This is a genomic window from Allosphingosinicella sp., from assembly GCF_036570505.1.
Classification (GTDB): domain Bacteria; phylum Pseudomonadota; class Alphaproteobacteria; order Sphingomonadales; family Sphingomonadaceae; genus Allosphingosinicella.
The window spans coordinates 1-20,366 of the sequence record NZ_DATCYB010000105.1 but is presented as its reverse complement, the minus strand read 5'-3'; the positions used below and the strand labels follow the sequence as shown (position 1 = coordinate 20,366).

The 20,366-nt window shown below is 65.9% G+C and carries 25 protein-coding genes and 2 pseudogenes; 11 read left to right on the top strand and 16 right to left on the bottom strand.

Annotation, left to right across the window (positions count from 1 at the left end; translation table 11 throughout):
- The first annotated feature begins 26 nt into the window (after positions 1-26).
- Together VIR62_RS12890 and fghA are read left to right on the top strand one after the other, a co-directional pair.
- A complete protein-coding gene (locus VIR62_RS12890; protein WP_431871878.1) occupies positions 27-413 on the top strand; it encodes a VOC family protein in 387 nt (128 codons plus the stop codon).
- Positions 410-1,249 carry an S-formylglutathione hydrolase gene (gene fghA / locus VIR62_RS12885; RefSeq protein WP_431871877.1) on the top strand — a complete coding sequence of 280 codons (840 nt, stop codon included), beginning with the start codon at positions 410-412 and terminating at the stop codon, positions 1,247-1,249. Before VIR62_RS12890 ends, fghA begins: the two co-directional genes overlap by 4 nt.
- A 6-nt stretch (positions 1,250-1,255) precedes the next feature.
- On the opposite strand, the gene VIR62_RS12880 is transcribed toward fghA, so the two are convergent.
- Positions 1,256-2,368 carry a P1 family peptidase gene (locus VIR62_RS12880; RefSeq protein WP_431871875.1) on the bottom strand — a complete coding sequence of 371 codons (1,113 nt, stop codon included), beginning with the start codon at positions 2,366-2,368 and terminating at the stop codon, positions 1,256-1,258.
- A 19-nt stretch (positions 2,369-2,387) separates the two neighbouring features.
- Positions 2,388-2,624 (bottom strand): DUF6356 family protein, encoded by a 237-nt coding sequence (locus VIR62_RS12875; protein WP_431871873.1) that lies wholly within the window; start codon positions 2,622-2,624, stop codon positions 2,388-2,390.
- Between the two features lie 107 nt (positions 2,625-2,731).
- Between VIR62_RS12875 and VIR62_RS12870 the strand changes: the two genes are divergently transcribed.
- From VIR62_RS12870 to VIR62_RS12860, 3 genes and pseudogenes are all read left to right on the top strand, one after another.
- Positions 2,732-3,919 (top strand): aromatic amino acid transaminase, encoded by a 1,188-nt coding sequence (locus VIR62_RS12870; protein WP_431871871.1) that lies wholly within the window; start codon positions 2,732-2,734, stop codon positions 3,917-3,919.
- Positions 3,920-4,106: 187 nt separating this feature from the next.
- Positions 4,107-4,508 carry a hypothetical protein gene (locus VIR62_RS12865; protein ID WP_431871947.1) on the top strand — a complete coding sequence of 134 codons (402 nt, stop codon included), beginning with the start codon at positions 4,107-4,109 and terminating at the stop codon, positions 4,506-4,508.
- Positions 4,451-4,624, top strand: a pseudogene (locus VIR62_RS12860) (2OG-Fe(II) oxygenase); the annotation flags it as partial. The gene VIR62_RS12865 and the pseudogene VIR62_RS12860, both read left to right, overlap by 58 nt.
- 107 nt (positions 4,625-4,731) lie before the next feature.
- On the opposite strand, the gene VIR62_RS12855 reads toward VIR62_RS12860, so the two are convergent.
- The 10 genes from VIR62_RS12855 to VIR62_RS12810 form a co-directional block, all read right to left on the bottom strand.
- Positions 4,732-5,229 (bottom strand): VOC family protein, encoded by a 498-nt coding sequence (locus VIR62_RS12855; protein WP_431871870.1) that lies wholly within the window; start codon positions 5,227-5,229, stop codon positions 4,732-4,734.
- A gap of 32 nt (positions 5,230-5,261) precedes the next feature.
- On the bottom strand, positions 5,262-5,675 hold the full coding sequence (locus VIR62_RS12850) for a DoxX family protein (protein WP_431871868.1): 414 nt from the start codon (positions 5,673-5,675) through the stop codon (positions 5,262-5,264).
- Positions 5,676-5,685: 10 nt separating this feature from the next.
- On the bottom strand, positions 5,686-6,495 hold the full coding sequence (locus tag VIR62_RS12845; protein ID WP_431871866.1) for a VOC family protein: 810 nt from the start codon (positions 6,493-6,495) through the stop codon (positions 5,686-5,688).
- A gap of 61 nt (positions 6,496-6,556) precedes the next feature.
- Complete coding sequence (locus VIR62_RS12840) at positions 6,557-6,955, bottom strand: DUF1428 domain-containing protein (protein WP_431871864.1); 399 nt, start codon at positions 6,953-6,955, stop codon at positions 6,557-6,559.
- A gap of 75 nt (positions 6,956-7,030) precedes the next feature.
- The gene (locus VIR62_RS12835; protein WP_431871862.1) at positions 7,031-7,750 is read right to left on the bottom strand and encodes a DUF1428 domain-containing protein; all 720 of its coding nucleotides are present in this window, start codon (positions 7,748-7,750) and stop codon (positions 7,031-7,033) included.
- A 30-nt stretch (positions 7,751-7,780) separates the two neighbouring features.
- Entirely contained in the window at positions 7,781-8,455 is a 675-nt protein-coding gene (locus tag VIR62_RS12830; RefSeq protein ID WP_431871860.1) for a glutathione S-transferase family protein, read from the bottom strand.
- A gap of 25 nt (positions 8,456-8,480) precedes the next feature.
- Complete coding sequence (locus VIR62_RS12825; RefSeq protein WP_431871858.1) at positions 8,481-8,975, bottom strand: SRPBCC family protein; 495 nt, start codon at positions 8,973-8,975, stop codon at positions 8,481-8,483.
- 29 nt (positions 8,976-9,004) lie between these two features.
- Positions 9,005-9,430, bottom strand: coding sequence for a VOC family protein (locus tag VIR62_RS12820; protein ID WP_431871943.1), 426 nt, complete (start codon positions 9,428-9,430; stop codon positions 9,005-9,007).
- Between the two features lie 32 nt (positions 9,431-9,462).
- On the bottom strand, positions 9,463-10,176 hold the full coding sequence (locus VIR62_RS12815; protein WP_431871856.1) for a DUF899 family protein: 714 nt from the start codon (positions 10,174-10,176) through the stop codon (positions 9,463-9,465).
- 2 nt (positions 10,177-10,178) lie between these two features.
- The gene (locus tag VIR62_RS12810; protein ID WP_431871854.1) at positions 10,179-11,015 is read right to left on the bottom strand and encodes a DUF899 family protein; all 837 of its coding nucleotides are present in this window, start codon (positions 11,013-11,015) and stop codon (positions 10,179-10,181) included.
- Positions 11,016-11,080: 65 nt separating this feature from the next.
- On the opposite strand from VIR62_RS12810, the gene VIR62_RS12805 reads away from it, so the two are divergent.
- From VIR62_RS12805 to VIR62_RS12785, 5 genes are all read left to right on the top strand, one after another.
- A complete protein-coding gene (locus tag VIR62_RS12805; protein ID WP_431871852.1) occupies positions 11,081-11,800 on the top strand; it encodes a winged helix-turn-helix transcriptional regulator in 720 nt (239 codons plus the stop codon).
- 186 nt (positions 11,801-11,986) lie between these two features.
- Entirely contained in the window at positions 11,987-12,769 is a 783-nt protein-coding gene (locus VIR62_RS12800) for an SDR family oxidoreductase (protein WP_431871851.1), read from the top strand.
- Positions 12,770-12,873: 104 nt separating this feature from the next.
- The gene (locus VIR62_RS12795) at positions 12,874-13,596 is read left to right on the top strand and encodes an aspartate/glutamate racemase family protein (RefSeq protein ID WP_431871849.1); all 723 of its coding nucleotides are present in this window, start codon (positions 12,874-12,876) and stop codon (positions 13,594-13,596) included.
- On the top strand, positions 13,593-14,609 hold the full coding sequence (locus tag VIR62_RS12790; protein ID WP_431871847.1) for a CaiB/BaiF CoA transferase family protein: 1,017 nt from the start codon (positions 13,593-13,595) through the stop codon (positions 14,607-14,609). The genes VIR62_RS12795 and VIR62_RS12790 overlap by 4 nt, the downstream gene beginning before the upstream one ends.
- Before the next feature lie 12 nt (positions 14,610-14,621).
- Complete coding sequence (locus tag VIR62_RS12785) at positions 14,622-15,464, top strand: hypothetical protein (RefSeq protein WP_431871845.1); 843 nt, start codon at positions 14,622-14,624, stop codon at positions 15,462-15,464.
- Positions 15,465-15,494: 30 nt separating this feature from the next.
- Here the strand turns inward: VIR62_RS12785 and acs are convergent, their stop codons facing one another.
- From acs to VIR62_RS12765, 4 genes are all read right to left on the bottom strand, one after another.
- Entirely contained in the window at positions 15,495-17,447 is a 1,953-nt protein-coding gene (gene acs, locus VIR62_RS12780) for an acetate--CoA ligase (RefSeq protein WP_431871844.1), read from the bottom strand.
- 85 nt (positions 17,448-17,532) lie between these two features.
- Positions 17,533-18,303, bottom strand: coding sequence for a transporter (locus tag VIR62_RS12775; RefSeq protein ID WP_431871842.1), 771 nt, complete (start codon positions 18,301-18,303; stop codon positions 17,533-17,535).
- A 55-nt stretch (positions 18,304-18,358) separates the two neighbouring features.
- Positions 18,359-19,090: an anti-sigma factor family protein gene (locus VIR62_RS12770; RefSeq protein WP_431871840.1), complete on the bottom strand. Its 732-nt coding sequence runs from the start codon at positions 19,088-19,090 to the stop codon at positions 18,359-18,361.
- Complete coding sequence (locus VIR62_RS12765) at positions 19,087-19,581, bottom strand: RNA polymerase sigma factor (RefSeq protein ID WP_431871838.1); 495 nt, start codon at positions 19,579-19,581, stop codon at positions 19,087-19,089. The genes VIR62_RS12770 and VIR62_RS12765 overlap by 4 nt, the downstream gene beginning before the upstream one ends.
- A gap of 77 nt (positions 19,582-19,658) precedes the next feature.
- Between VIR62_RS12765 and VIR62_RS12760 the strand changes: the two are divergent.
- Positions 19,659-20,366 (top strand): annotated as a pseudogene (locus tag VIR62_RS12760) (S8 family serine peptidase); the annotation flags it as partial.

The window sequence follows — 20,366 nt, the reverse complement described above, 5'->3', positions numbered from 1 at the left end:
CATCGCCAAAAGGGAGACGGGAAGATATGTTTTCACACGTGATGCTCGGCGCCAACGACGTCGACAAGTCCAGGGCCTTCTACGACGCGGTCCTCGGCGCCCTCGGCGCGAAGTCGGGTCGCGTCGACGACAAGGGCCGCGTGTACTACACGCACAATGGCGGGCTTTTCATGATCTCGAAGCCGATCGATGGGGAGGCCGCCTGCCATGCCAATGGCGGAACGGTCGGCTTCGCGGGAGCGTCGCCCGATGAGGTCGATGCCTGGCACGCTGCCGGCCTCGCCAGCGGCGGGACGACTTGCGAAGACCCGCCGGGTTATCGCGAGGGCGGCTTCGGCAAGCTCTATCTCGCCTATCTGCGCGACCCCGCCGGCAACAAGCTTTGCGGCCTCTATCGCCCGCCGCAAGAATGACCCTCGAAACCCTCTCCACCAACAAGAGCTTCGGCGGCGTTCAGGGCGTGCACCGGCACGCCTCGGCCGAGACGCGGACGGACATGACCTTCGCCGTCTATGTCCCGCCGCACGCGAAAGGCGCGAAGCTGCCGGTCGTCTGGTATCTCTCCGGCCTCACCTGCACCCACGCCAACGTCATGGAGAAGGGCGAATATCGCCGCGCCTGCGCGGAACTGGGCCTGATCTTCGTCGCGCCGGACACCAGTCCGCGCGGCGATACCGTCCCTAACGACGAAGCCTATGATTTCGGCAAGGGCGCCGGCTTCTATGTCGATGCGACGGAGGCACCCTGGTCGAAGCATTTCCGCATGGAAAGCTATATTACCCGCGACCTGCCGGCGCTGATCGCGGAGCAGTTCCCGGCGAACATGGCGCGTCAGGCGATCACCGGCCATTCCATGGGCGGTCACGGCGCGCTCACCCTCGCGCTCAAGAACCCGGACCGATTCAAGTCCGTCTCTGCCTTCGCCCCGATTGTGGCGCCGGCGCGCGTGTCTTGGGGGGAGAAGGCGCTGACAGGTTATCTCGGCTCCGACCGGGCGTCCTGGCGCCGCCACGATGCCACGGCTCTGATCGAGGATGGCGCGAGAGTACCTGAAATCCTCATTGATCAAGGCACAGCCGATAATTTCCTGGAAGGGCAGCTACGGCCCGAGCTTCTCTCCGAGGCCTGCGAAAAGGCCGGCATCCCCCTCACCCTCCGCCTGCAGGAGGGCTACGACCACAGCTACTATTTCATCTCCACCTTCATGGAGGATCACCTCCGCTGGCATGCGGAACGGCTGGGGCGCTGAGCCTGTTCAGTCGCGGGCGAGGCGCACGACCTCATCGATCGGCAGCGCTTCGATGCGGCCGCGGTGGCCCTCCATCGCTTCCGAGGCGAACAGCGAGTTGATCACTGCCTCCTCCGTGGCCTCCACCGTCGCCTGAAACAGCGGCGACATCATCTCGTTGGGAAGCTCCCCGATCGTGCCAGCCGCTTCGCGCCGCGCCGGCGTGCGCCGCGCCGCCTCGTTGGTCGAGAAGGCCACCGCATAATCGCCCGAGCCGTTAGTGATCGGCGACCCCGTACGCGCGATGCCCACGAAGGCCCGGCGGGCGAGGCGCTTCAGGTTTCGGTCGGAGAGCGGCGCGTCGGTGGCGATGACGATGATGACCGAGCCGTCGGCGGCGTCGGACGCGACCTCGTCCTTCAGATAATATTGGCCGAGCGCCTCGCCGACGGGCGCCCCGTCGACGACCAGGTTGCCGCCATAATTGCTCTGGACGAGTACGCCGACCGTGTAGCCACCGAGGTTCGCGGGCAGCTTGCGGGAACTGGTGCCGATACCGCCCTTCCAGCCGAACGCGATCGTGCCCGTGCCGGCACCAATCGAGCCTTCCGCCACCGCCCCCGGCCGCGCCGCTTCGATGGCGGCGACCGCGTCTTCCTTGCGTACCCGGCGGGCGCGGATGTCGTTGAGATAGCCGTCGTTGGTCTCGCCCACCACGGCATTGACGGAGCGGACATCCTCATTGCCCGGCTGCGCGATCGTCCATTCGATAATGCCCGCCGCCGCCTCGGGAACGGACATCGTGTTGGTGAGGAGGATCGGCGTCTCGATTTCGCCCAGCTCGTTTATCTGGGTCGATCCCATGAACTTGCCGTAGCCGTTCGCCACCGCGAAGCCGGCCGGAACCTTGTCCTGGTAGAGATTGCCGCCATGGGGAAGAATCGCCGTCACGCCGGTGCGAATCGTCTCGCCCCCGACCAGGGTGACATGCCCGACCTCGACCCCCGTCACGTCGGTAATCGCGTTGAGCGGCCCCGGCGGCAGGATGCCGATTCCGATCCCCGCCTCGCGCGCTCGCGGCCTAGCGTCGCTCATCGACGGCACGAAGAGCAGCAACGCGCCCAGGAAAAGTGCTCGCATGATGCCCCCCGCATCGCTCTCAAATGATCGGATGCCGTTCCCAATTGGGCCCGTCGGTGCGTTTGGCGATGCCGCGGTGCATGTCCTTCACCGTGTCGCTCGCCGTGTGGACGAACAGGAAGGGAAACACCGCATGGATCAGGCAGGCGATTCCGCTGCCGACCAGCCGCAACCCCGATTGCCCCGCATGGGCGAGATGCTCGCCATAGCTTTCGCCGACCTCGTGCGGATGGTTGGTGAAGGGATTGCCCGCCATTTTTTACTCGCTCGTCGATGTAACCGACTGAAGGCCTCTTGCCTCCGCCGTCGTAACGCTCTCATAGCGGCTTCCGTCCTGGCTATCCAGACTAAGGGGTTCGCCGCATGTTCGATCGCTTTCCGGAACCGCTCGCCGATCCGCTCCACGCGGTGATGGCCAGATTCCGCGCGGACCCGCGGCCGGAGAAAATGGACCTCGGCGTCGGCGTCTATCGCGACGACAGCGGTCACTCACCGATCATGGCGGCCGTGAAGGAGGCCGAAGCCGCCATCCTGGCCGAGGAAGACAGCAAGGCCTACCAGGCGCTCCACGGCGACGACCGCTTCGTCGCGGGGATGACGGAGCTGATCTTCGGCACGGATCATCCCGCCGTGCGCGACGGCCGCATCGCCGCGATCCAGGGAACGGGCGGAACCGGGGCGCTCCGCATCGCGGTCGATTCCGCCTTCGCCGCCTATCCGGCGTCTCGCCTGCACCTGGGTCTGCCGAGCTGGCCCAACCACGCCACCCTTGCCGGCGCGGCCGGGCTGGAGCTGGTCACCCATCGCTATTTCGACATCGACCGCCAGGCGATCAATATCGAAGCCATCACCGAGGCGGCGGAGAGCGCCGAGGCCGGCGACCTATTCGTCTTCCACGGCCCCTGCCACAATCCAACGAGCGCGGACCTTTCGCGCGACCAACGGCGAGAGCTTCTCGCCATGCTGGTGGAACGCGGCGCCGTGCCGATCATCGATGCCGCCTATTACGGCTTGGGCGGCGGCCTCGAGGCGGACCTGGACATCATCCGCGAGGCCGCCGCCACGCTGCCGCGCGCGCTCATCGCCGTTTCCTGCTCCAAGGCGTTCGGCCTTTATCGCGAGCGGGTCGGCATTCTCTTCGCGCTCTGCGTCGACGCGGACGAGCGCGCCCGCGTGCAGGGGCAGATGGAGCGGATCAGCCGTTCCCTGGTCTCGATGCCGCCCGCTCACGGCGCCGGCACCGTCGCCCACGTCCTCCATGACCCTCCTCTGCGGACGCTTTGGGAGGAGGAGCTCGCCGCCATGCGCCGCCGCCTTCTCGGCCTTCGCAGCGATCTCGGGGTCTATTCGGGCGAAGTGCCGATGCTCCGCCATATCCAGTCACAGCGGGGCATCTTCTCGATGCTGCCGCTGACAGCCGAGCAGACCGAAATCCTCGGCCGCGACCACGCCATCCACATGCCCCAGTCCGGCCGCATCAACATCGCCGGCTTGAAGAAGGGAGATCCCGCGCGATTTGCCGAGGCCTTGTCGGCCGTTACCGCCGTCTGACCGGCACCCTGTAGGCGGAGCCTCCCAGTTGCTAATGAAGCCGCATGTCTGACTCGACGACCCAAGCCGCCGTGATGCTTGAAATCAATCCGGCTCTCGACCGGGCTCGCCTGGCATCCTCTTCGCCGAGCATAGGAGGATACAGATCAAGGACGAGCTTACGTCTGAATCGGCCAGCGCCATCGCCATGCTGCTGATCCAGAACACGCCTTGGGGCATGTCCTGGAACGCGGCCGAGGATGGGCCGCGCAAGCTGCGCCGCGAACAGAGCGCCACCCTGCCTCCCGATCAGATGCGGGCGATCGGCGACAAGGTCGGCGCCGTGATGCAGGGACAGGGCTTTGCCTTCGTCTATTCGCAATATCAGATGTACGACGCCTCGATGGCCGGCTGGTCGGCAAGCCCCGCCCACGACCGGTTGATGGGCGACATCAATTCGGCGCCGTTTCTCGATCTCGTGCGCGAGGTAACGGGGCGGCCCAGCTCAAATGGGCCGATGCCCAGGCGACTCTCTACGCGCCGAACCAGTTCCTGTCCTGGCATCAGGACATCAAGGATGAAGAAGGCTGGCTGGTCGCCTATGTGCTGAACTTCTCGCGGCCCGATTGGGGCGGTTACCTCAACTTCTTCGATAAGGAAGGCAACATCGTCGCGGGCTACCGGCCGCGATTCAATTCGCTCAACATGTTCCTCGTTCCGCAGGACCACAACGTGTCCTACGTGCCCCCGTTCGCACCCTACGGCCGCTTCGCGATCACCGGCTGGTCCGGGACCGCTGGCCCGGCCGTCCGAAGACGGCCGGGCCACGATCATCAGGCGACGGGTTCGGCATCCATCGCGTGTTCGATGGCGGCGACGTCGATCTTGCGCATCGTCATCATCGCGTCCATCGCCCGCTTCGCGGCGGCACGGTCGGGATTGTCCATCGCCTCTAAAAGCACGCGGGGCGTGATCTGCCAGGAGAAGCCCCAGCGATCCTTGCACCAGCCGCAGGCGCTCTCCGCGCCGCCATTGTTCACGATCGCGTTCCAGTAGCGGTCGGTCTCTTCCTGATCCTCGGTGATGACCATGAAGCTGACCGCCTCGTTGGGCTTGAAATTGGGCCCGCCGTTCAGGCCGACGAAGGATTGGCCGAGCACGGTGAACTCGACGGTGAGCTCATTGCCCTGCTCGCCACCGGGATAGTCGGAGGCGGCCCGGTGCAGCGGGCCGACCTGGCTGTCGGGGAAGGTCGCGGCGTAGAATTCCGCCGCCTTGCGCGCTTCGCCATGGTCGAACCACAGGCAGGTGACGATTTTATTGTCTGACATTTCTTCTCTCCTTTGAATTTGCGTGGGCGTTTTCAGGCGTGATTCCCCACCAGGCCGCGACCGCCTCGCCGAAGAACCATCGCACTTCCCGGGCCGTGCACCGCCGCGAACAGCAAGCCAGCGATGAAGGTGAAGTGGTCCACGAAGAACCCGAACTCTGTCTGGTTGCCGGTCCAATGCGCGGGGCCGTGGAAGGCGAACGCCAGGAACAGCACATAGGCGGTGGCGAGCAGCGAGGCTTCGCTGAAGAACAGGCCGGTAAGGAACGCGATGACCAGCGCGATTTCGAAGAATGCCGCGAGCCAGGCAAACAGCAATGGAGCCGGGAAGCCGATCGACGCGATGTATTCGGCCGTCGCGTTCATGTCGGCGAACTTGAACCCGGCCGCCATTGCGAACACTCCGGCGAAGATCAGCCTTGCGACGAGGATTGCGGCGGTCTTCATGGCGCACTCCTTATATTTTGGGGCCGACCAGCCCGAATGCCGCGCCCTGGGGATCGACGGCGTTGACGGCATATTCGCCGCCCGGAATTTCTTGCGGGCCGAAGGTGATGGTACCGCCATTGGCGCGAACCGCTTCGGCCGCCTTGTCGATATCCGGCACGCCGAAATAATAGTTCCACATCGGCCGCTGCTTGCCGTCCATCCGGTTCATGACCGCGCCGATCATCTCGCCATGATGGTCGATGAAGCGATAGTCGCCCGCTTCGCCCATCGGCATGGCGTCGCCCTTCTCCCAGCCGAACTGGTCGATATAGAAATCGAGCGCGGCCGCCTGGTCGCTGGTGACGAGCTCGTTCCAGCGGCAATGGCCGGGGGTCATGCCGGCAAAGGCCGTGCTCGCCTCCTCGCCGTCGCCACGCATGACATAGAAGACCACGCCCTGGGGATCGGCGACCATCGCGAACCGGCCGACATTCGGAATGTCGGTGGGGGGCAAATGCACGTCCCCGCCGACCTGCTTGATTTTCGCCACGGCGGCATCGACGTCGTCGACGCCGATATAGCCGAGCCAGACGGGCGGCGGCATGGCTTCGGACCGTTTCATCAAGCCGCCAATGTCCGCGTCCGGCGCCGAGAACAGGCGGTAGTCGATGCCCGGCTGCCCGGAATCGCGCGTTTTCCATCCGACGACCTTGCCGTAGAAATCGGCGGCCGCGTCCGGGTCGGTGGCGAGCAACTCATACCAGATGAAGCTGCCGTGAGGGTTTGGACCCGGTTTCGTACCGGTTGGCTTGGTCGCGGTGTCTGCAAGTTCGGACATGGGCAGTCCTTTCATACGGAGGGGGCGCCGTCTCCCCCGGCGGGAGGGAGACGGCAGGGGTTCAGGCGGGCTCGCGTTCCGGCGCGCGCGCGGCTTCGATCCTGCTCGAGCCGGACTGGAAGATCGGCGTGAAGCCACCGAAGATCATGCGCTTGCCGTCGAACGGCATTTCGGCCGGCGGCTTCATGCGCGGGTCTTCCATCATGCGCTTCTGGCCGTCGTCGCGCACTTCCCTGGAAGGCCAGACGATCCAGGAGAAGACGATCTTCTCGCCCTCCTCGGCGTCGACCGCGCGGCGGAAGTCAGTGGCCTTGCCGTCGGGCACGTCGTCCTCGAAACATTCGACGATCTCGAGCGCGCCATATTCCATGAAGAACGGCGCCACCTCGGCTGTCATCTTGCGGTAGGCCTCCTTCTTGCCCGGCGCCACGGGGATCACGAATCCGTCAATGTAGGTCATCGGTGGGTCTCCTTCGTTTCTACCTGGGCACCCGGTTCCGCCCCCGCGTGGGGACGGAACCTTGTGTGGGACGTTCTAGGCGTCCAGGATCGGCGAGAATCCGCCATAGATCATGCGCTGTCCGTCGAACGGCATGTTGGCGTGATCGGGCTTCATCCGCTCGTCCTCCATGATCTTGGGCCAGGCTTCGTCGCGGGCCTGCTTGGACGGCCATTCGACCCAGCTATAGACGACCTTCTCGTCGCCCTTCGCCTTCACCGCGTCCTTGTAGTCGGTGACCTTGCCGTCCGGGACGTCGTCGCCCCACGCCTCGACCACCCGGGTCGCGCCATATTCCTTGAACACGTCCGCGGCCTTCTGGGCCATCTCGCGATAGGCCTGCTGATTGCCGGCCGGAACCGGAACCAGATAGCCATCGACATAACCGCCCTTCGCGCCTGACGCCTCCTCGACGATCGGGGAGAAGCCGCCGAAGATCATGCGCTGGCCGTCGAACGGCATCGACGCGCCCATTTCCTTCATTTTGGGATCGGATCTGATCTTCTCGTTGGCCGCGTCACGGGTCGCCTTGTCGGGATATTCGATCCACGAAAAGACGACGGTCTCGTCGTCCTTCGCCTTTACGGCTCCCTTGAAGTCGGTAACCTTGCCTTCGGGCACGTCATCGCCCCAGGCCTCGACCATGCGGGTAGCGCCGAACTGCTTGAAGAGCGGAGCAGCATCGGTGGCATGCTTGCGATAGGCCTCCTTGTTCGCGGCGGGAACGGCGGCCACAAATCCTTCGACATAGGTCACGGCTTTTCTCCTTCCTTGGATTGATGCAGGTTAAACCGCTTCGGCGGGTTCATGTTTCGCGAATACGGCGAGCTGTGCCTCCAGCGCGCGCCCGAAGGCGGGCCGTGCCTCGCAGCGCGCCTGATAGGCGGCGAGATTGGGATGCTCGGCGACAAGGTCGGTGCGGCGCAGGATGCGCAGCACCGTCGTCATCATTAGGTCGCCGGCGGTGAAGCGGTCCTCCAGATAATCACGTCTTCCAAGCCGGGCGGACACCTGGCCGAGCCGCCGGCGGATCGCGTCCTCCACCTCGGGGCGGCGCAGGCGGCCCCATTCGGCGCCGGCGGAGATGTTGATCTCGACGAGATTCCAGATCGGCTTCTCGACGCTGTCGATCGCGGCGATCACCCAGGCGAGCGCGCGGGCGCGGCCGGCAGGGTCGGACGGCATCAGCGCGTCCGAACGCTGGGCGATGTGGAGCACGATCGCGCCGCTTTCGAACAGATGCACGTCGCCTTCCCGGTAGGCCGGCACTTGGCCGAAGGGCTGGGCGCGAAGATCGTCCGCCGAGCGTTCGCCCAGGAAGTCGAGCAGGCGTTCTCGGTAGGACAAGCCCGCCTCCTCGAGCGCCCAGCGGACGCGGAGGTCGCGCACCAGACCGTGGGCCATCTCCGGCACCCATTTGAGGGCGGTGATCTCGATCTCGGCGTTAGGATCGACGGGCATGGTGCTCTCCCTCCCTTTCGGCGGCTCAGGCCGCCTGACTCTCGGCCGTCACCTCGGCTTCGGCGAGTTCCGCGAGCTGGTTGGCGACCTGGCCCCAGCCTTCGTGGAAGCCCATCGCCTCATGCGCCTTCAGGGCCTCCTCGTCCCAGTGACGGACGCGGGCGGTGTAGCGGGTGCCACCGCCCTCCGCTTCGAAGGTCATAATCGCGACCATGCCGAAATCGCAGCCTTCGCCGCTGAGCATCTGCGGCACCCAGCCGGCGGTGAAGGCGTTGGTGAAGACGATCTTCTCGTTCGGCACGACTTCCAGGAAGATGCCGTCGTGCGGCATGTCCTCGCCCTCCGGCGAGCGCATCACCGTGAAGGCGCGTCCACCGGCCTTCAGGTCCCATTCGACCACCGGCGTCGTCCAGGGCCTGGGGCACCACCATTCGCCGGTGCGCTCGGTCCAGACGCGATAGACGGCCTCGGGCGGCGCATCGATGAAGCGGGTGATCGACAATTCATGTTGTGCGGGCATTTCGCCTCTCCTTGTTCTCAAAGGGTTGATCAGGCCTCGGCCGTCTCGCCGGCCATCGCGGCCTGAGCGGCTTCGACGTCCATCCACATCACTTCCCAGATGTGGCCGTCCGGATCCTCGAAGCTGCGGCCATACATGAAGCCGTAATCCTGCTGCGGCGTCGGATCGATGACCGCGCCCGCCTGCCGCGCCTTCTCCGTAATCGCATCGACCGCCCCGCGGTTGTCGCGCGACAGCGCCAGCAGGACTTCGCTCTGGCTCTTCGCGTCGACGATTTTCTTCGACGTGAACTGATTATATTTCTCGTGCGTCAGCAGCATGACATTCACGGCTTCGGAAAAGGACATCATGGCCGCCGTTTCGTCGGTGAACTGCGGATTGTTGGTCGCGCCGATGGCGGAATAGAAGGCCTTCGACTCCTCCAGATCGGTGACGGGGAGGTTTACGAATATCATCTGGGTCACGGTCTTTTCCTCTTGAAATCGGATCAATATTGCAGCTTCGGGTACCAATCGGTCCCGCGTCCCTCGGGCGTCATGTCGAGGATGTTCCACAAAGGCGTCGGATCGGGCGCGAGGTGCGGGTCGAAGCCGGGATCGGCGGTCTCGAAGCCGCCTTCGGCCGCCCAGAACAGGCGCACCTTGTCGCCATCCCGCTTCCAGACGAGCACGGCCGCTCCTTCGTCGATCCCTTCCTCGCCATCCGTCAGCGCGCGATAGTCGCGGGCGAAATCGTCGCCGATGGTCTGGTAGAATTTGAGGTGCGTCCATCCGCGCTCGCGGGCGAAGGCGAGCTGGCGCTCGACCGGAGAGCGGCCGACGATCGCCAGCGCGATGCGCTGCTCGATGTCGGGCGCGGGAATGTCGAGCGAGCCGACGAACGAGGTGCACATGGGACAGGGACGCTCGCGCTCGGGCCCGTACATCCAGAAATAGGTGAAGAGCGTGTCGTGCTCGCCGAATAGGTCGATGAGCCCGAGCTCGTTTCCATCCTTGTCGAGGAAGCGATAATCCTTCGCCACCGGGCCGGGCGGCAACGCGCGGCGCTGCGCCGCGACATGCTGGATCTGGCGGCGAAGCTCGATTTCCTCCGCGAGCAGCGAGGTGCGTGCCTCGCGATACTTCTCGCTCTCTCCGGCGAAAGGCTTGCTGCCTTTCTTCGCCAGTTCGGCGGCCGGAGCGAGGTTTTGGGCATCGGCCATCGTCATTCTCCTCGCGATCCGATCAGTCGTGATCCCGCCCCGGCGTTCTCCTGGCCGTAGGCGATCTTGGGAAAGAAGGTGTCGCCGCGCCCTTCAGGCGTCGTGTCGAGCAGTCCCCATACGGCATCGGCGAAATCCAGCCCGCGGTGATCCTGGGCGGGATCTTCGGGGGTGAAAACCAGCTCGCTGCCCCAGAAATGGCGAATCGTGTTCTCGTCCTTCCGAAAGACGTTGAGCATGGGCTCATCCCAATTCTCGTTGTCCTTGTAACCGCGCTGCGCCCGCATCGCCGGCGTAAGCGCCGCGGTGTTGCCGTAATAATGGGCGCTGTAGCTGTTGCCGGCGGTGGAGAGCAGCTCAAGATTGTTCCAGCCGCGCGTGTGCGCCCAAGCGGCGAGTCGTGCGATCGGCGACCTGGCGACCACATAGAGTGGTGCACGCTGGGGCACATGCCGTGCCGCGCCTTCAATACAGTCGAGCAAATGCGTGCAGCCGGGACAGGGGCTGTCACGCTCCGGTCCGAACATATAGCTGTAAATCAGGATCGTCGGGAATTCGCCGAACAGCTCGGAGAGCCGGACCTTCTTGGGCCGGAAGTTGGCGCCGATGCGCTCGAAGACATAATCCTCGGGCACCTCGCCGCCGGGCGGAAGCGTGCGGCGCATCTCGGCCACGACCTCGGTTTGGCGACGGAGCGCGATTTCGGCGTCGAGCAGCGCGTCTCGCGCCTCGCGATACGCGGAGCTTTCATTGGGGAAAGCCATGCGAGCAAAGCTGAACCCCGCCGCTGCTTCTGGTTTCCGCTCGGTGGCCCGCGTCATTTCTGAACTGTCGTTCACCCGAAATTCCTTATCCGCGAATCACTATTTGACCCAGATGCACCTGTGAGTTATAAAAAGCAACTATGGAGTCACAAAAAGTAACTAGCGTACGGCAAGCCGCCGCGAAAAGGCGTTACGACGATGCCTGCGGCACCGCCCATGCCCTCGACCTCGTGGGGGAGCGTTGGGCCTTGCTGGTGATGCGGGAGTTAATGCTCGGGCCGAAGCGCTTCTCCGACCTTCGCGCCGATCTGCCCGGAATAAGCGCCAACGTGTTGACGCAGCGACTCGAGGGGCTGGAATCGTCGGGACTTCTCGCCCGCCGGAAGCTTCCAGCCCCCGCCTCGACCCAGGTCTATGAACTGACCGAATGGGGTTATGAGGCTGAACCGATCGTCCAGAGTCTCGGCCGCTGGGCCGCCCGCTCGCCCCAGCATGATCCGGCGCTGCCGATCAGCGCGACCTCGATCATGCTGAGCTTCCGCACCATGTTCGACGCAGAACGGTCGAAGGGAATGACGGCGCGCATTGGCTTCCGCCTCGGCGGCGAAGACTTTCTGGCGACGATCGAGAACGGGATTTTCCAGGCGGCCCGCGGCGAGCCGGATGACGCCGACGCCGTCTTTACCGGTTCGGCCGCCACGCTCGCGGCCGCGGTTTACGGCGGTCAGCCGCTTGACGCGCTGGCCAAGGCAGGGGCGCTCGAAACCACGGGCGATCGCGCCCTGGCCGAGCGCTTCATCACCCTGTTCCCGCTGCCGCCCAAGGTCGATGGTGGGAGGGCCGGGACGGCGAGGTCCTAGTCAGCGAAATCAACCGAGCGAGCGACGGCGGCGGCACGTTCGCAGGCTGCCGCGTCGGCAGGTGCCGAGATTGCCGTAACGCCCGTAGTCGAAGCTGGGTCGAGCGGCTTCGTCGTTCCGGCAATCCGCATTCACTTCGGGCCCGATCGTCGCTAAGGCTTCACATAACGTCACAGAGGACAATAAATGAAACTGGATGGTTCAATATCGGCGGTCGTCACGGGCGCCGCTTCCGGCCTCGGCGAGGCTACCGCGCGGGCTTTGGCCGAGAGGGGGGTGAAGGTCGCCGTGTTCGACCGCGACGTGGAGAAGGGCGAGAAGGTCGCCGCCGGGATCGGCGGCGTGTTCTGTGAAGTCGACGTCACGTCGAACGAAGCCGTCGACGCCGCCTTCGCCAAAGCGCGCGAGGCGCATGGGCAGGAGCGCCTCTGCGTCAATTGTGCCGGTGTTGCCAACGCGGTTAAAACCGTCGGCCGCGACAAGCAGACCGGCGAGATCAAGCGCTATCCGATCCACCAGTTCGAGCTGGCGATCAACATTAACCTCATCGGCACCTTCCGCGTCCTCGCTGCGTCCGCCGCCGGCATGGCCGATCTGGAGCCGCTGGAGGACGGTGAGAAGGGCCTCATCATCAACACCGCCTCGGTCGCGGCACAGGACGGGCAGATCGGACAGGCCGCCTATTCCGCCTCGAAGGCCGGCGTGCTCGGGATGGCGCTCCCGATCGCCCGCGATCTGATGAACGAGGGTATTCGCGTCAACACGATCCTGCCGGGCGTGTTCAAGACGCCGATGGTCGCGATGATGCCCGAGAATGTGCAGGAAGCACTCGGTGCCCAGGTGCCTTTCCCGAAACGCCTCGGCCAGCCTCAAGAATATGCGCGTCTGGCCGTATTCATGGCCGAGAACCCGTATCTCAACGGGGAATATGTGCGGCTGGACGGCGCCATCCGAATGGCACCGCGCTAAGCTGCGTTATTCAACCAATCGGTTTCACTAATAGATAGTAAACCATCTGGTTGAAGATCATTTGAGGCCTTGCCCCTTCGCGGCCCTCGCGCCAGCATGAGTCGATGAAGCACATCGGCATCCTGGCTCATAGCGCCGAAGGCGCGACGCTCTGCTACCGCACCGCCTGGATGGAAGGCGTCCGGCGCCTCGGGGCTCATAACCACCCCGAAATCACCTTGACCGGGACCGCCATGTATCAGGCCCTCGATGCGTGGGAGCGGCGCGACCTGCCCTCGCTCCGCGCCCTCTTCATGGGAGATGCCCGAAAGCTCGCCTCGGCCGGGGCGGACTTCTTTGTCCTTCCCGACAATACCGCCCACATCGCGCTGGAAGCGCCGGGCGAGCCCTTTCCCATTCCTTGCCTCCACATCGGTGAAGTGGTGGCGGACCAGGCGCGGGCCGATGGCCGTCGCCGTATCGCTATCCTCGGCACCAGCTGGACGATGGAGGGCCCGGTCTATCCCGGCGCCTTCGGTCGCCGCGGCCTTGCCTGGGAGATTCCCGACGAACCCGATCGCAAGATCATCCACGACATCATCTTCGACGAGCTTTGCCTCGGCGTGTTCACTGAAGCCTCCCGGGCGGAATATGTTCGCATAATCGGGCGGATGGCCGAGCGCGGCTGCGACGCCGTCGCCCTCGTCTGCACCGAAATTCCGCTGTTGATCACAGGGGATGTCTCGCCCTTGCCTATCCTTGACTCGACGCGCCTCCTCGCCGCTGGGGCCGTCGACGTGGCGCTGGGCGACCGGCGGATGCCAGAGTGGCGGGGCGGTCCGTTGTGAAGCCGCTCGCCGGCATTCGCATCGTCGAACTCGCGGGTCTCGCGCCGGCGCCTTTCGCGGCGATGATGCTGGCGGATCACGGTGCCGAGGTGGTGCGGATCGAGCGGGCGGGCTGGAATCCGCCGATCCCTCCGGACAAGGACATCCTTCGGCGTAACCGCGCGGAGATACTGACACTCGACCTCAAGGACGGCATCGACGTGGCGCGGGTGTGGGAGCTGGCACGCACCGCCGACGGGCTGATCGAGGGCTTCCGTCCCGGCGTGACGGAGCGGCTGGGGATGGGGCCGGAGGTGCTGTGCGCGGACAATCCCCGCCTCGTGTATGGCCGCATGACCGGCTGGGGACAGGAGGGACCGCTCGCCCAGGCCGCCGGGCACGACATCAACTACATCGCACTCGCCGGCAACCTGCACGGCTATGGCCGCGCCGAGGGCAAGCCGACGCCGCCGGTCAACGCTGTCGGCGATTTCGGCGGCGGCGGTATGCTGCTCGCCTTCGCCATGCTGGCCGGCATCCTCTCCGCCCGGGCGACCGGAAAGGGCAGCGTGATCGACTGCGCGATGGTCGACGGCGCTGCTCTCCTCGCCGCTCAGACCTGGAGCCTTCTCGCCGCCGGCCTATGGAAGGACGAGCGCGGCGCGAACCTGCTCGACGGCGCCGCCGCCTTCTACGACAGCTATGAATGCGCCGACGGCAAGTTCATTGCATTGGGCGCGCTGGAGCCGCAATTCTTCGCCGCCCTGTCGGAAAAGCTCAACCTTTCGGTTTCACAAGCCGACCCCGAGCTCAGTGCCCGCCTGACGGAGCTGTTCCGCACCCGGCCGCGCGACGAATGGTGCGCGCTGCTGGAAGGCACCGACGCTTGCGTAGCGCCGATCCTCTCGATGGCCGAAGCTCCCGCTCACCCCCACAACGCCGCCCGCGGCACGTTCGTCGAAACGAATGGCGTCATACAACCGGCCCCGGCGCCGCGCTTTTCAGGGCGAGTGGAAGGCGAACCCCCCGGCTGATAGACTCCCTTCATGTCGTGTTTCCCGCCTGCCGATCCATTCTTCGCCGTGGCCGTCGCGGCGGCGATCATGGCCGTCCATTCTCCCTCGCTGGATCGGCATCAGGATAAGCGGCTCCTGCTGGAGCGTGAGCGGGCTGAGTTGCGCGCCAGCATCGAGGACCCGGCCTGGATGCGTGACCACGGCCGCGCGACGCTGGCCCGCCTGTCGGTCGAACGGGGCTGGCGGCGATGCGCCGAGAATGAAGCTGCGGCCTCGGCGAAAAGGTCCGAAAAGCCGGCGAGGCTGTTGGCTGAGGAGGCGCTCGCCAAGTGTGGCGAGTGGAAACGACTCCTTCGCCTCGCCCTCGATAACGGAGCCTATCCCTATCTGAAAGGACATGTGACGAAGGATGACATGATTGCGCGGGCGGAGCTGGAATCCCGCGATGGCGCGCTGGCTCGGATATCCATGTGGAGAGCCGGGTCGCTCGCCTCGGTGGCGGACGATGATGACAGCAGCCGCCGCGAGCCCGGTCTCACACCGTCGCTGCCGGCCGCAGCCGGCAGGTCGACCGCGGCGACGGTCCCGCGCTCCACCGAGGGCCCTGAGTCGCCGGCGGCAGAGGAGGGCGATGAAGAGACGATCGTCGTCACCGCGAGTCGCAGGTGGGGCTGTAGGGTGAGGCTCGCCGACCGTACGCTGACCGAGCGGCAGCTTGAGGCCAACGCGAAGAAATGGGCCGCCAATAAAACACCGCTCCGCGTGATCCGACCCCCCGGCGCGGACTATAATTGCCTCGCGAAAATCGTCTGGAGCCTGAGCAAGCACGGGGTGAAATTATTTCATTTCGTCCGCCCGTCCGAGGCGAAATGAGCCGCCCGCGGCGTCGCGATCCTCACCCGCCTATCGGTTGCGCCGCCCTTCGATAAGACTGTCCACCAGCGCCGGCTCCGCCAGCGTGCTGGTATCGCCCAGATTGCCGAACTCGTTCTCCGCGATCTTCCGGAGGATCCGCCGCATGATCTTGCCGGAGCGGGTCTTCGGCAACGCGGGCGTGAAGTGGATCAGGTCCGGAGTCGCGATCGGGCCGATTTCCTTCCTCACATGCTGTTTGAGTTCCGCCGCCAGTGCCTCGCTCGGCTCCTCGCCGGCGATCAGCGTCACGTAGCAGTAGATTCCCTGTCCCTTGATGTCGTGCGGATAGCCGACCACCGCCGCCTCGGCGACCAGCGGGTGGGAGACGAGGGCCGATTCCACCTCCGCCGTGCCCATGCGGTGGCCGGAGACGTTGATCACGTCGTCGACCCGACCAGTGATCCAGTAATAGTCGTCCTCGTCGCGGCGGCAGCCGTCGCCGCTGAAATATTGGCCGTTGTAGGTCGAAAAATAGGTCTGAACGAAGCGGTCGTGGTCGCCATGGAGGGTCCGCGCCTGGCCGGGCCAGCTTCGGGCGATGCACAAATTGCCCTCGGCCGCGCCTCCCTGTCCTGAGCCTGTCGAAGGGGCCTGCACCCGGCCGTTCGCGTCGACCAGCTCCGGCACGACGCCGAAGAAGGGCTTGCCCGCCGATCCGGGCTTCATGTCGTGCGCGCCGGGCAGGGTGGTGATCATGATGCCACCCGTCTCGGTCTGCCACCAGGTGTCGACGATCGGGCAGCGCTCGTCGCCGACGACCTTGTAATACCAGAGCCAGGCCTGGGGATTGATCGGCTCGCCGACCGTGCCGAGGATGCGGATGGAGGAGCGGTCATGCTTCTTGACCGGCCCCTCGCCCTCCCGCGCCAGTGCGCGGATCGCGGTCGGCGCGGTATAGAAGATGTTGACCTTGTGTCGCTCCACCATGTCCCAGAAGCGGCTGGAATCCGGATAATTCGGCACGCCTTCGAACATCAGGCTGGTCGCGCCGTTGGCGAGCGGGCCGTAGACGACGTAGCTGTGCCCCGTCACCCAGCCGACATCGGCCGTGCACCAGAAGATCTCGCCGGGTCGATAGTCGAACACATAGTGGAAGGTGAGCGCGGTCCACACCGCATAGCCGCCGGTCGTATGGAGCACGCCCTTGGGCTTCCCCGTCGACCCTGACGTGTAGAGGATGAACAGCGGATCCTCCGCGCTCATCGGCTCGCAGGGGCAATCGCCCTGCAAGTCCGCCGCCACGTTGTGATACCAAAGGTCGCGGCCCTCCATCATGGCGACGTCGTTACGGCAGTGCCGGATGACCAGAACCGCGTCGACCTCCGGCCCGCCCTGGAGCGCCGCGTCGACATTGGCCTTCAAGGGCACCAGCTTTCCGCCCCGCGCCCCTCCGTCGGCGGTGACGACGATGCGGCTGCCGCAATCCTCGATCCGCCCCCTCAAGGCCTCGGGCGAGAACCCGCCGAACACCACCGAATGGACCGCGCCGATCCGCGCGCAGGCGAGCATCGCCACCGCCGCCTCCAGGATCATCGGCAGGTAGAGAGTGACGCGGTCGCCCTTCTTCACGCCGAGCGATTTGAGGCAGTTCGCCATGCGAACGACCTCGGCATGAAGCTGACGATACGTAAGGCTCCGCGTCACGCCCGGCGCGTCGGCCTCCCACAAGAGCGCGACCTGGTCGGCCCGCTCGGGCAGATGTCGGTCGACGCAATTGTGGCAGAGGTTGAGGACGCCGTCCTCGTACCAGCGTATGTCGACCGGATCGAAAGACCAATTGCCGGCCTGGGTCGGAGATATGAACCAATCGAGCCGCTTCGCTTGCCCCACCCAGAACCTGTCCGGTTCCTCAATCGACTGGCGATAGAGCGCCTCATACTCCTCAGGGCTGCAATGGCTCCCCTGTATCGCCTGGGGCGGAGGGGAAATGCGCTCGTTCATGGTGCCTCCGACATGTCTTTCGGGTCGTCGGGCGACTGTAGCGATCCGATCGTGGGGAGGCCAGACGGCGGTTCCGGACGCGAGATCAGAAGGCAGTCCCTAGCCTCAAGCCCGCGCCGACATCGGGCGAGCCCTCCGACAGGCCGGCCGCCCCGTAGAGGCCCAGCGACAGCCGATCCGAAAGCCCCGCATTCACGCCCGCCGAGACTTGCTGCTCGTCCGGCACCAGCGGGCTGAAGCTCCGGGCATAGCCATAAGCGACATGGCCGCGCACCCGCCTCGCCATCTGCACCGCCGCACCGGCCCGTGCGGACAGGCTGTTCCGAAGCTCGAACGCTTCCGGATCGCCCGGCATCGTATAGCCCACGCCGACGAAGGGTGTGACGCTCCCGAACGTCTTGGAAAGCTCCGCGCCCACGGCATAGTCCATCTCGCCCGTGCCAAGCCCTTTGCTTGTCGAGGCGGTTGGAACCTTCACTTGGCCTGAGAAAGTGATCCCGATGTCATCGGTCGGCACGACATAAGCCGCGCCCAGCTCCAGGTCGCCCACGCCGTCGCGGCGGACACGCTCGGGCGGCTCGTTCGGATCGATGATGATCGGCAAGCCGAGGATGCCGCCACCTCCGCCGACCACGTTGCCGGGCGCGTCGACGCGGAGATAGGGGAGGGTGGCGCTCAGGATGACCTGTCCGGACTGGACGCGCACGCTCGTCGGCACCGTCCAAATCTCGATGCTCTCGCCGGTGCCATATTCGCCCTCTTGATATTCGAGGCCGGTCGAAAGCTCGACCGTAGGCTCGGCCAGGGCGGGCGCCGCGACCGCCGATGCCGCGATCAGGATGGACGAAATACGCATGGGCTCACTCCCGCCGAAATTGTCGTTCGGGAAGGGAACGGCGGGCGCGGCGGCTTTAATCCCGAAGCGTGCCCGATTCTTTCCAGCCGGCCGCCATCGCCGCCCGTTCGGCCTCGGCGTCGAGCGGCGCTCCGGCCATCATTTCCTGGGCGGCCGCAAGGACGATCGACGAGCCGGCCTGGCGATATTGCGCCGCATTGCTGGCCTCGGAGGGCGCCGTCATCACTACCCGCCAGTTCCCGCCCTGCTGGCAAGCCAGCCCGGCCAGGTCGGCGGAATCGAACGATCGGCAAAAGCGGCCCTGCCGGTCCGCGAAGCTGACGCCGATCCGGGTCGCCGCATCCGGTGCCTGGGCCGAGGCGAGCTGCGTATCCAGCGCTTCGGCGAGGCCGCCTTGGGCGACCAGCGCGCCCTCCTCCACGCCTATGGGACCGCCCCGCTGGAGCGGGATCAGCTGTCCCGCCATCAACCCTACCGCCAGGCTCGCCGCGATAGTGCCGAGGTTGCGCCACAGGGGCCGACGTCGCTTCTCCCGCGCCGCGCTGAGCGAGGCGACATCGTCCCTCGTGTTGCGCGCGCCAAGCACCGCCAGCAGGCGATCAGGCACCTCTTCGGCGGCGACAGGGCCATAATGTCCCGACAGCGTCGCGCGCAGCCGCTGCTGTTCGGCCAGCTTCTCGCGCAGCCCGGGATCCTCGGCGAGCGCTTGTTTCACCGCCTCGCGCTCGGCGGCATCCAGCTCGCCGTCGGCATAGGCCATCAGCCTGTCGTCATCGATCTGCATCATGCCGCCTCCAGCCGCCGGACCAGCGCCTGCCGTCCCCGCGTAAGCCGCGAGGTCAGCGTTCCCATCGGTATGTCGAGTATCTCCGCCGCCTCTTTGTAGGCGAGCCCTTCGACCAGTACGAGCGCGATCACCTCGCGCTGCTCGTCGGGAAGCGCGCCCATCGCGCGGTCAACATCGTGCATCTCGGCCCTGATCTCCGCGTCGCCTGCCACGCCGACGCCGTGGCCCGCTTCCTCCGGGGCGAAGGTTTGGGCGCGGCGCGTTCGGGCGCGCACCTCGTCGATCCAGCAATTGCGTGTAATTCGGTACATCCAGGCATCCAGTCTCGTTCCGGCCTGCCACTGATCCTTCGCCTTGAGCGCACGCTCCAGCGCTACCTGGCACAGGTCGTCGGCGTCGGCCGCGTCGCGGGCAAGCGAGCGGGCGAACCGGCGGAGCCGGGGCAGCAGTGTCAGCAGCTCGCGTTCGAAGGCCTGAACAGGCGTCTCCATTGGCTTCGTGGGAGGAAACGGGCGGTCTGGCACGTTTAATCCCCGAGACAGAAAAAATATGCAAAGGAGGCGGCGTTATGAGGCTTGGCCGGCGGTTCGCGACAATGACGCTCGGCGCGCTTGCCCTTCTGGGCGCGAGCGCGGCCGGGGCGCAGCTTCTGCCCGGCGGCGGCCTTGGGCGGGCGCTTCCGGGCAGTGTCGGGCAGGTGCTGGACCGCGTCAGCCGGACGGGAAACGACGCCGTCGACAGCGCCACGCGGGCCGCGGGCCGCATCGGCGAAACCGCCCGGAAACTCGCCGACAGCCGCATCGGCCGCATGCGCGACCTGGTTCGCGCCCATCCCGACCTGTTGGAGATGACCGATGTCGGCCCGGCGGTTCGCGGCGAGATCATCGCCGTCGATCCCGATCCGGCCGCGCTCGCCGCCGCTCGGGAAGCGGGCTTCACGATCGTTGGGGAAGACGACTTTCAGGAGCTCGGCCTCCGCTCCGTGACGCTCGCCGCGCCGCGCGGCCTTTCGCTCGAAGAGGCGATGGAGCGGCTCGAGGATGTCGCGCCCGGCGGCGACTTCACGGCCAACCACATTCATATGCGAAGCGGTGCCGCGCCCGTCACGGCCGCCGCCGCGGCAGCGCTGGCACAAGGCGGCGGTGGCGGACACCCCGACATCGGCATCATCGACGGCGGCGTCGGCGCCCATGCTTCCATCACCGGCGGGGTCGAGCAGAAGGGGTTCGCGGCCGGCGCCCCGGTCGCCAGCACACACGGCACGGCGGTCGCCTCC

Bases quoted from the DNA above. Each gene is read 5' to 3' on its own strand.
- VIR62_RS12890 (WP_431871878.1), top strand. From the start codon at position 27: ATGTTTTCACACGTGATGCTCGGCGCCAACGACGTCGACAAGTCCAGG.
- fghA (WP_431871877.1), top strand. From the start codon at position 410: ATGACCCTCGAAACCCTCTCCACCAACAAGAGCTTCGGCGGCGTTCAG.
- VIR62_RS12880 (WP_431871875.1), bottom strand. From the start codon at position 2,368: ATGCGAGCACTTTTCCTGGGCGCGTTGCTGCTCTTCGTGCCGTCGATG.
- VIR62_RS12875 (WP_431871873.1), bottom strand. From the start codon at position 2,624: ATGGCGGGCAATCCCTTCACCAACCATCCGCACGAGGTCGGCGAAAGC.
- VIR62_RS12870 (WP_431871871.1), top strand. From the start codon at position 2,732: ATGTTCGATCGCTTTCCGGAACCGCTCGCCGATCCGCTCCACGCGGTG.
- VIR62_RS12865 (WP_431871947.1), top strand. From the start codon at position 4,107: ATGCTGCTGATCCAGAACACGCCTTGGGGCATGTCCTGGAACGCGGCC.
- VIR62_RS12855 (WP_431871870.1), bottom strand. From the start codon at position 5,229: ATGTCAGACAATAAAATCGTCACCTGCCTGTGGTTCGACCATGGCGAA.
- VIR62_RS12850 (WP_431871868.1), bottom strand. From the start codon at position 5,675: ATGAAGACCGCCGCAATCCTCGTCGCAAGGCTGATCTTCGCCGGAGTG.
- VIR62_RS12845 (WP_431871866.1), bottom strand. From the start codon at position 6,495: ATGTCCGAACTTGCAGACACCGCGACCAAGCCAACCGGTACGAAACCG.
- VIR62_RS12840 (WP_431871864.1), bottom strand. From the start codon at position 6,955: ATGACCTACATTGACGGATTCGTGATCCCCGTGGCGCCGGGCAAGAAG.
- VIR62_RS12830 (WP_431871860.1), bottom strand. From the start codon at position 8,455: ATGCCCGTCGATCCTAACGCCGAGATCGAGATCACCGCCCTCAAATGG.
- VIR62_RS12825 (WP_431871858.1), bottom strand. From the start codon at position 8,975: ATGCCCGCACAACATGAATTGTCGATCACCCGCTTCATCGATGCGCCG.
- VIR62_RS12820 (WP_431871943.1), bottom strand. From the start codon at position 9,430: ATGATATTCGTAAACCTCCCCGTCACCGATCTGGAGGAGTCGAAGGCC.
- VIR62_RS12815 (WP_431871856.1), bottom strand. From the start codon at position 10,176: ATGGCCGATGCCCAAAACCTCGCTCCGGCCGCCGAACTGGCGAAGAAA.
- VIR62_RS12805 (WP_431871852.1), top strand. From the start codon at position 11,081: ATGGAGTCACAAAAAGTAACTAGCGTACGGCAAGCCGCCGCGAAAAGG.
- VIR62_RS12800 (WP_431871851.1), top strand. From the start codon at position 11,987: ATGAAACTGGATGGTTCAATATCGGCGGTCGTCACGGGCGCCGCTTCC.
- VIR62_RS12795 (WP_431871849.1), top strand. From the start codon at position 12,874: ATGAAGCACATCGGCATCCTGGCTCATAGCGCCGAAGGCGCGACGCTC.
- VIR62_RS12785 (WP_431871845.1), top strand. From the start codon at position 14,622: ATGTCGTGTTTCCCGCCTGCCGATCCATTCTTCGCCGTGGCCGTCGCG.
- acs (WP_431871844.1), bottom strand. From the start codon at position 17,447: ATGAACGAGCGCATTTCCCCTCCGCCCCAGGCGATACAGGGGAGCCAT.
- VIR62_RS12775 (WP_431871842.1), bottom strand. From the start codon at position 18,303: ATGCGTATTTCGTCCATCCTGATCGCGGCATCGGCGGTCGCGGCGCCC.
- VIR62_RS12770 (WP_431871840.1), bottom strand. From the start codon at position 19,090: ATGATGCAGATCGATGACGACAGGCTGATGGCCTATGCCGACGGCGAG.
- VIR62_RS12765 (WP_431871838.1), bottom strand. From the start codon at position 19,581: ATGGAGACGCCTGTTCAGGCCTTCGAACGCGAGCTGCTGACACTGCTG.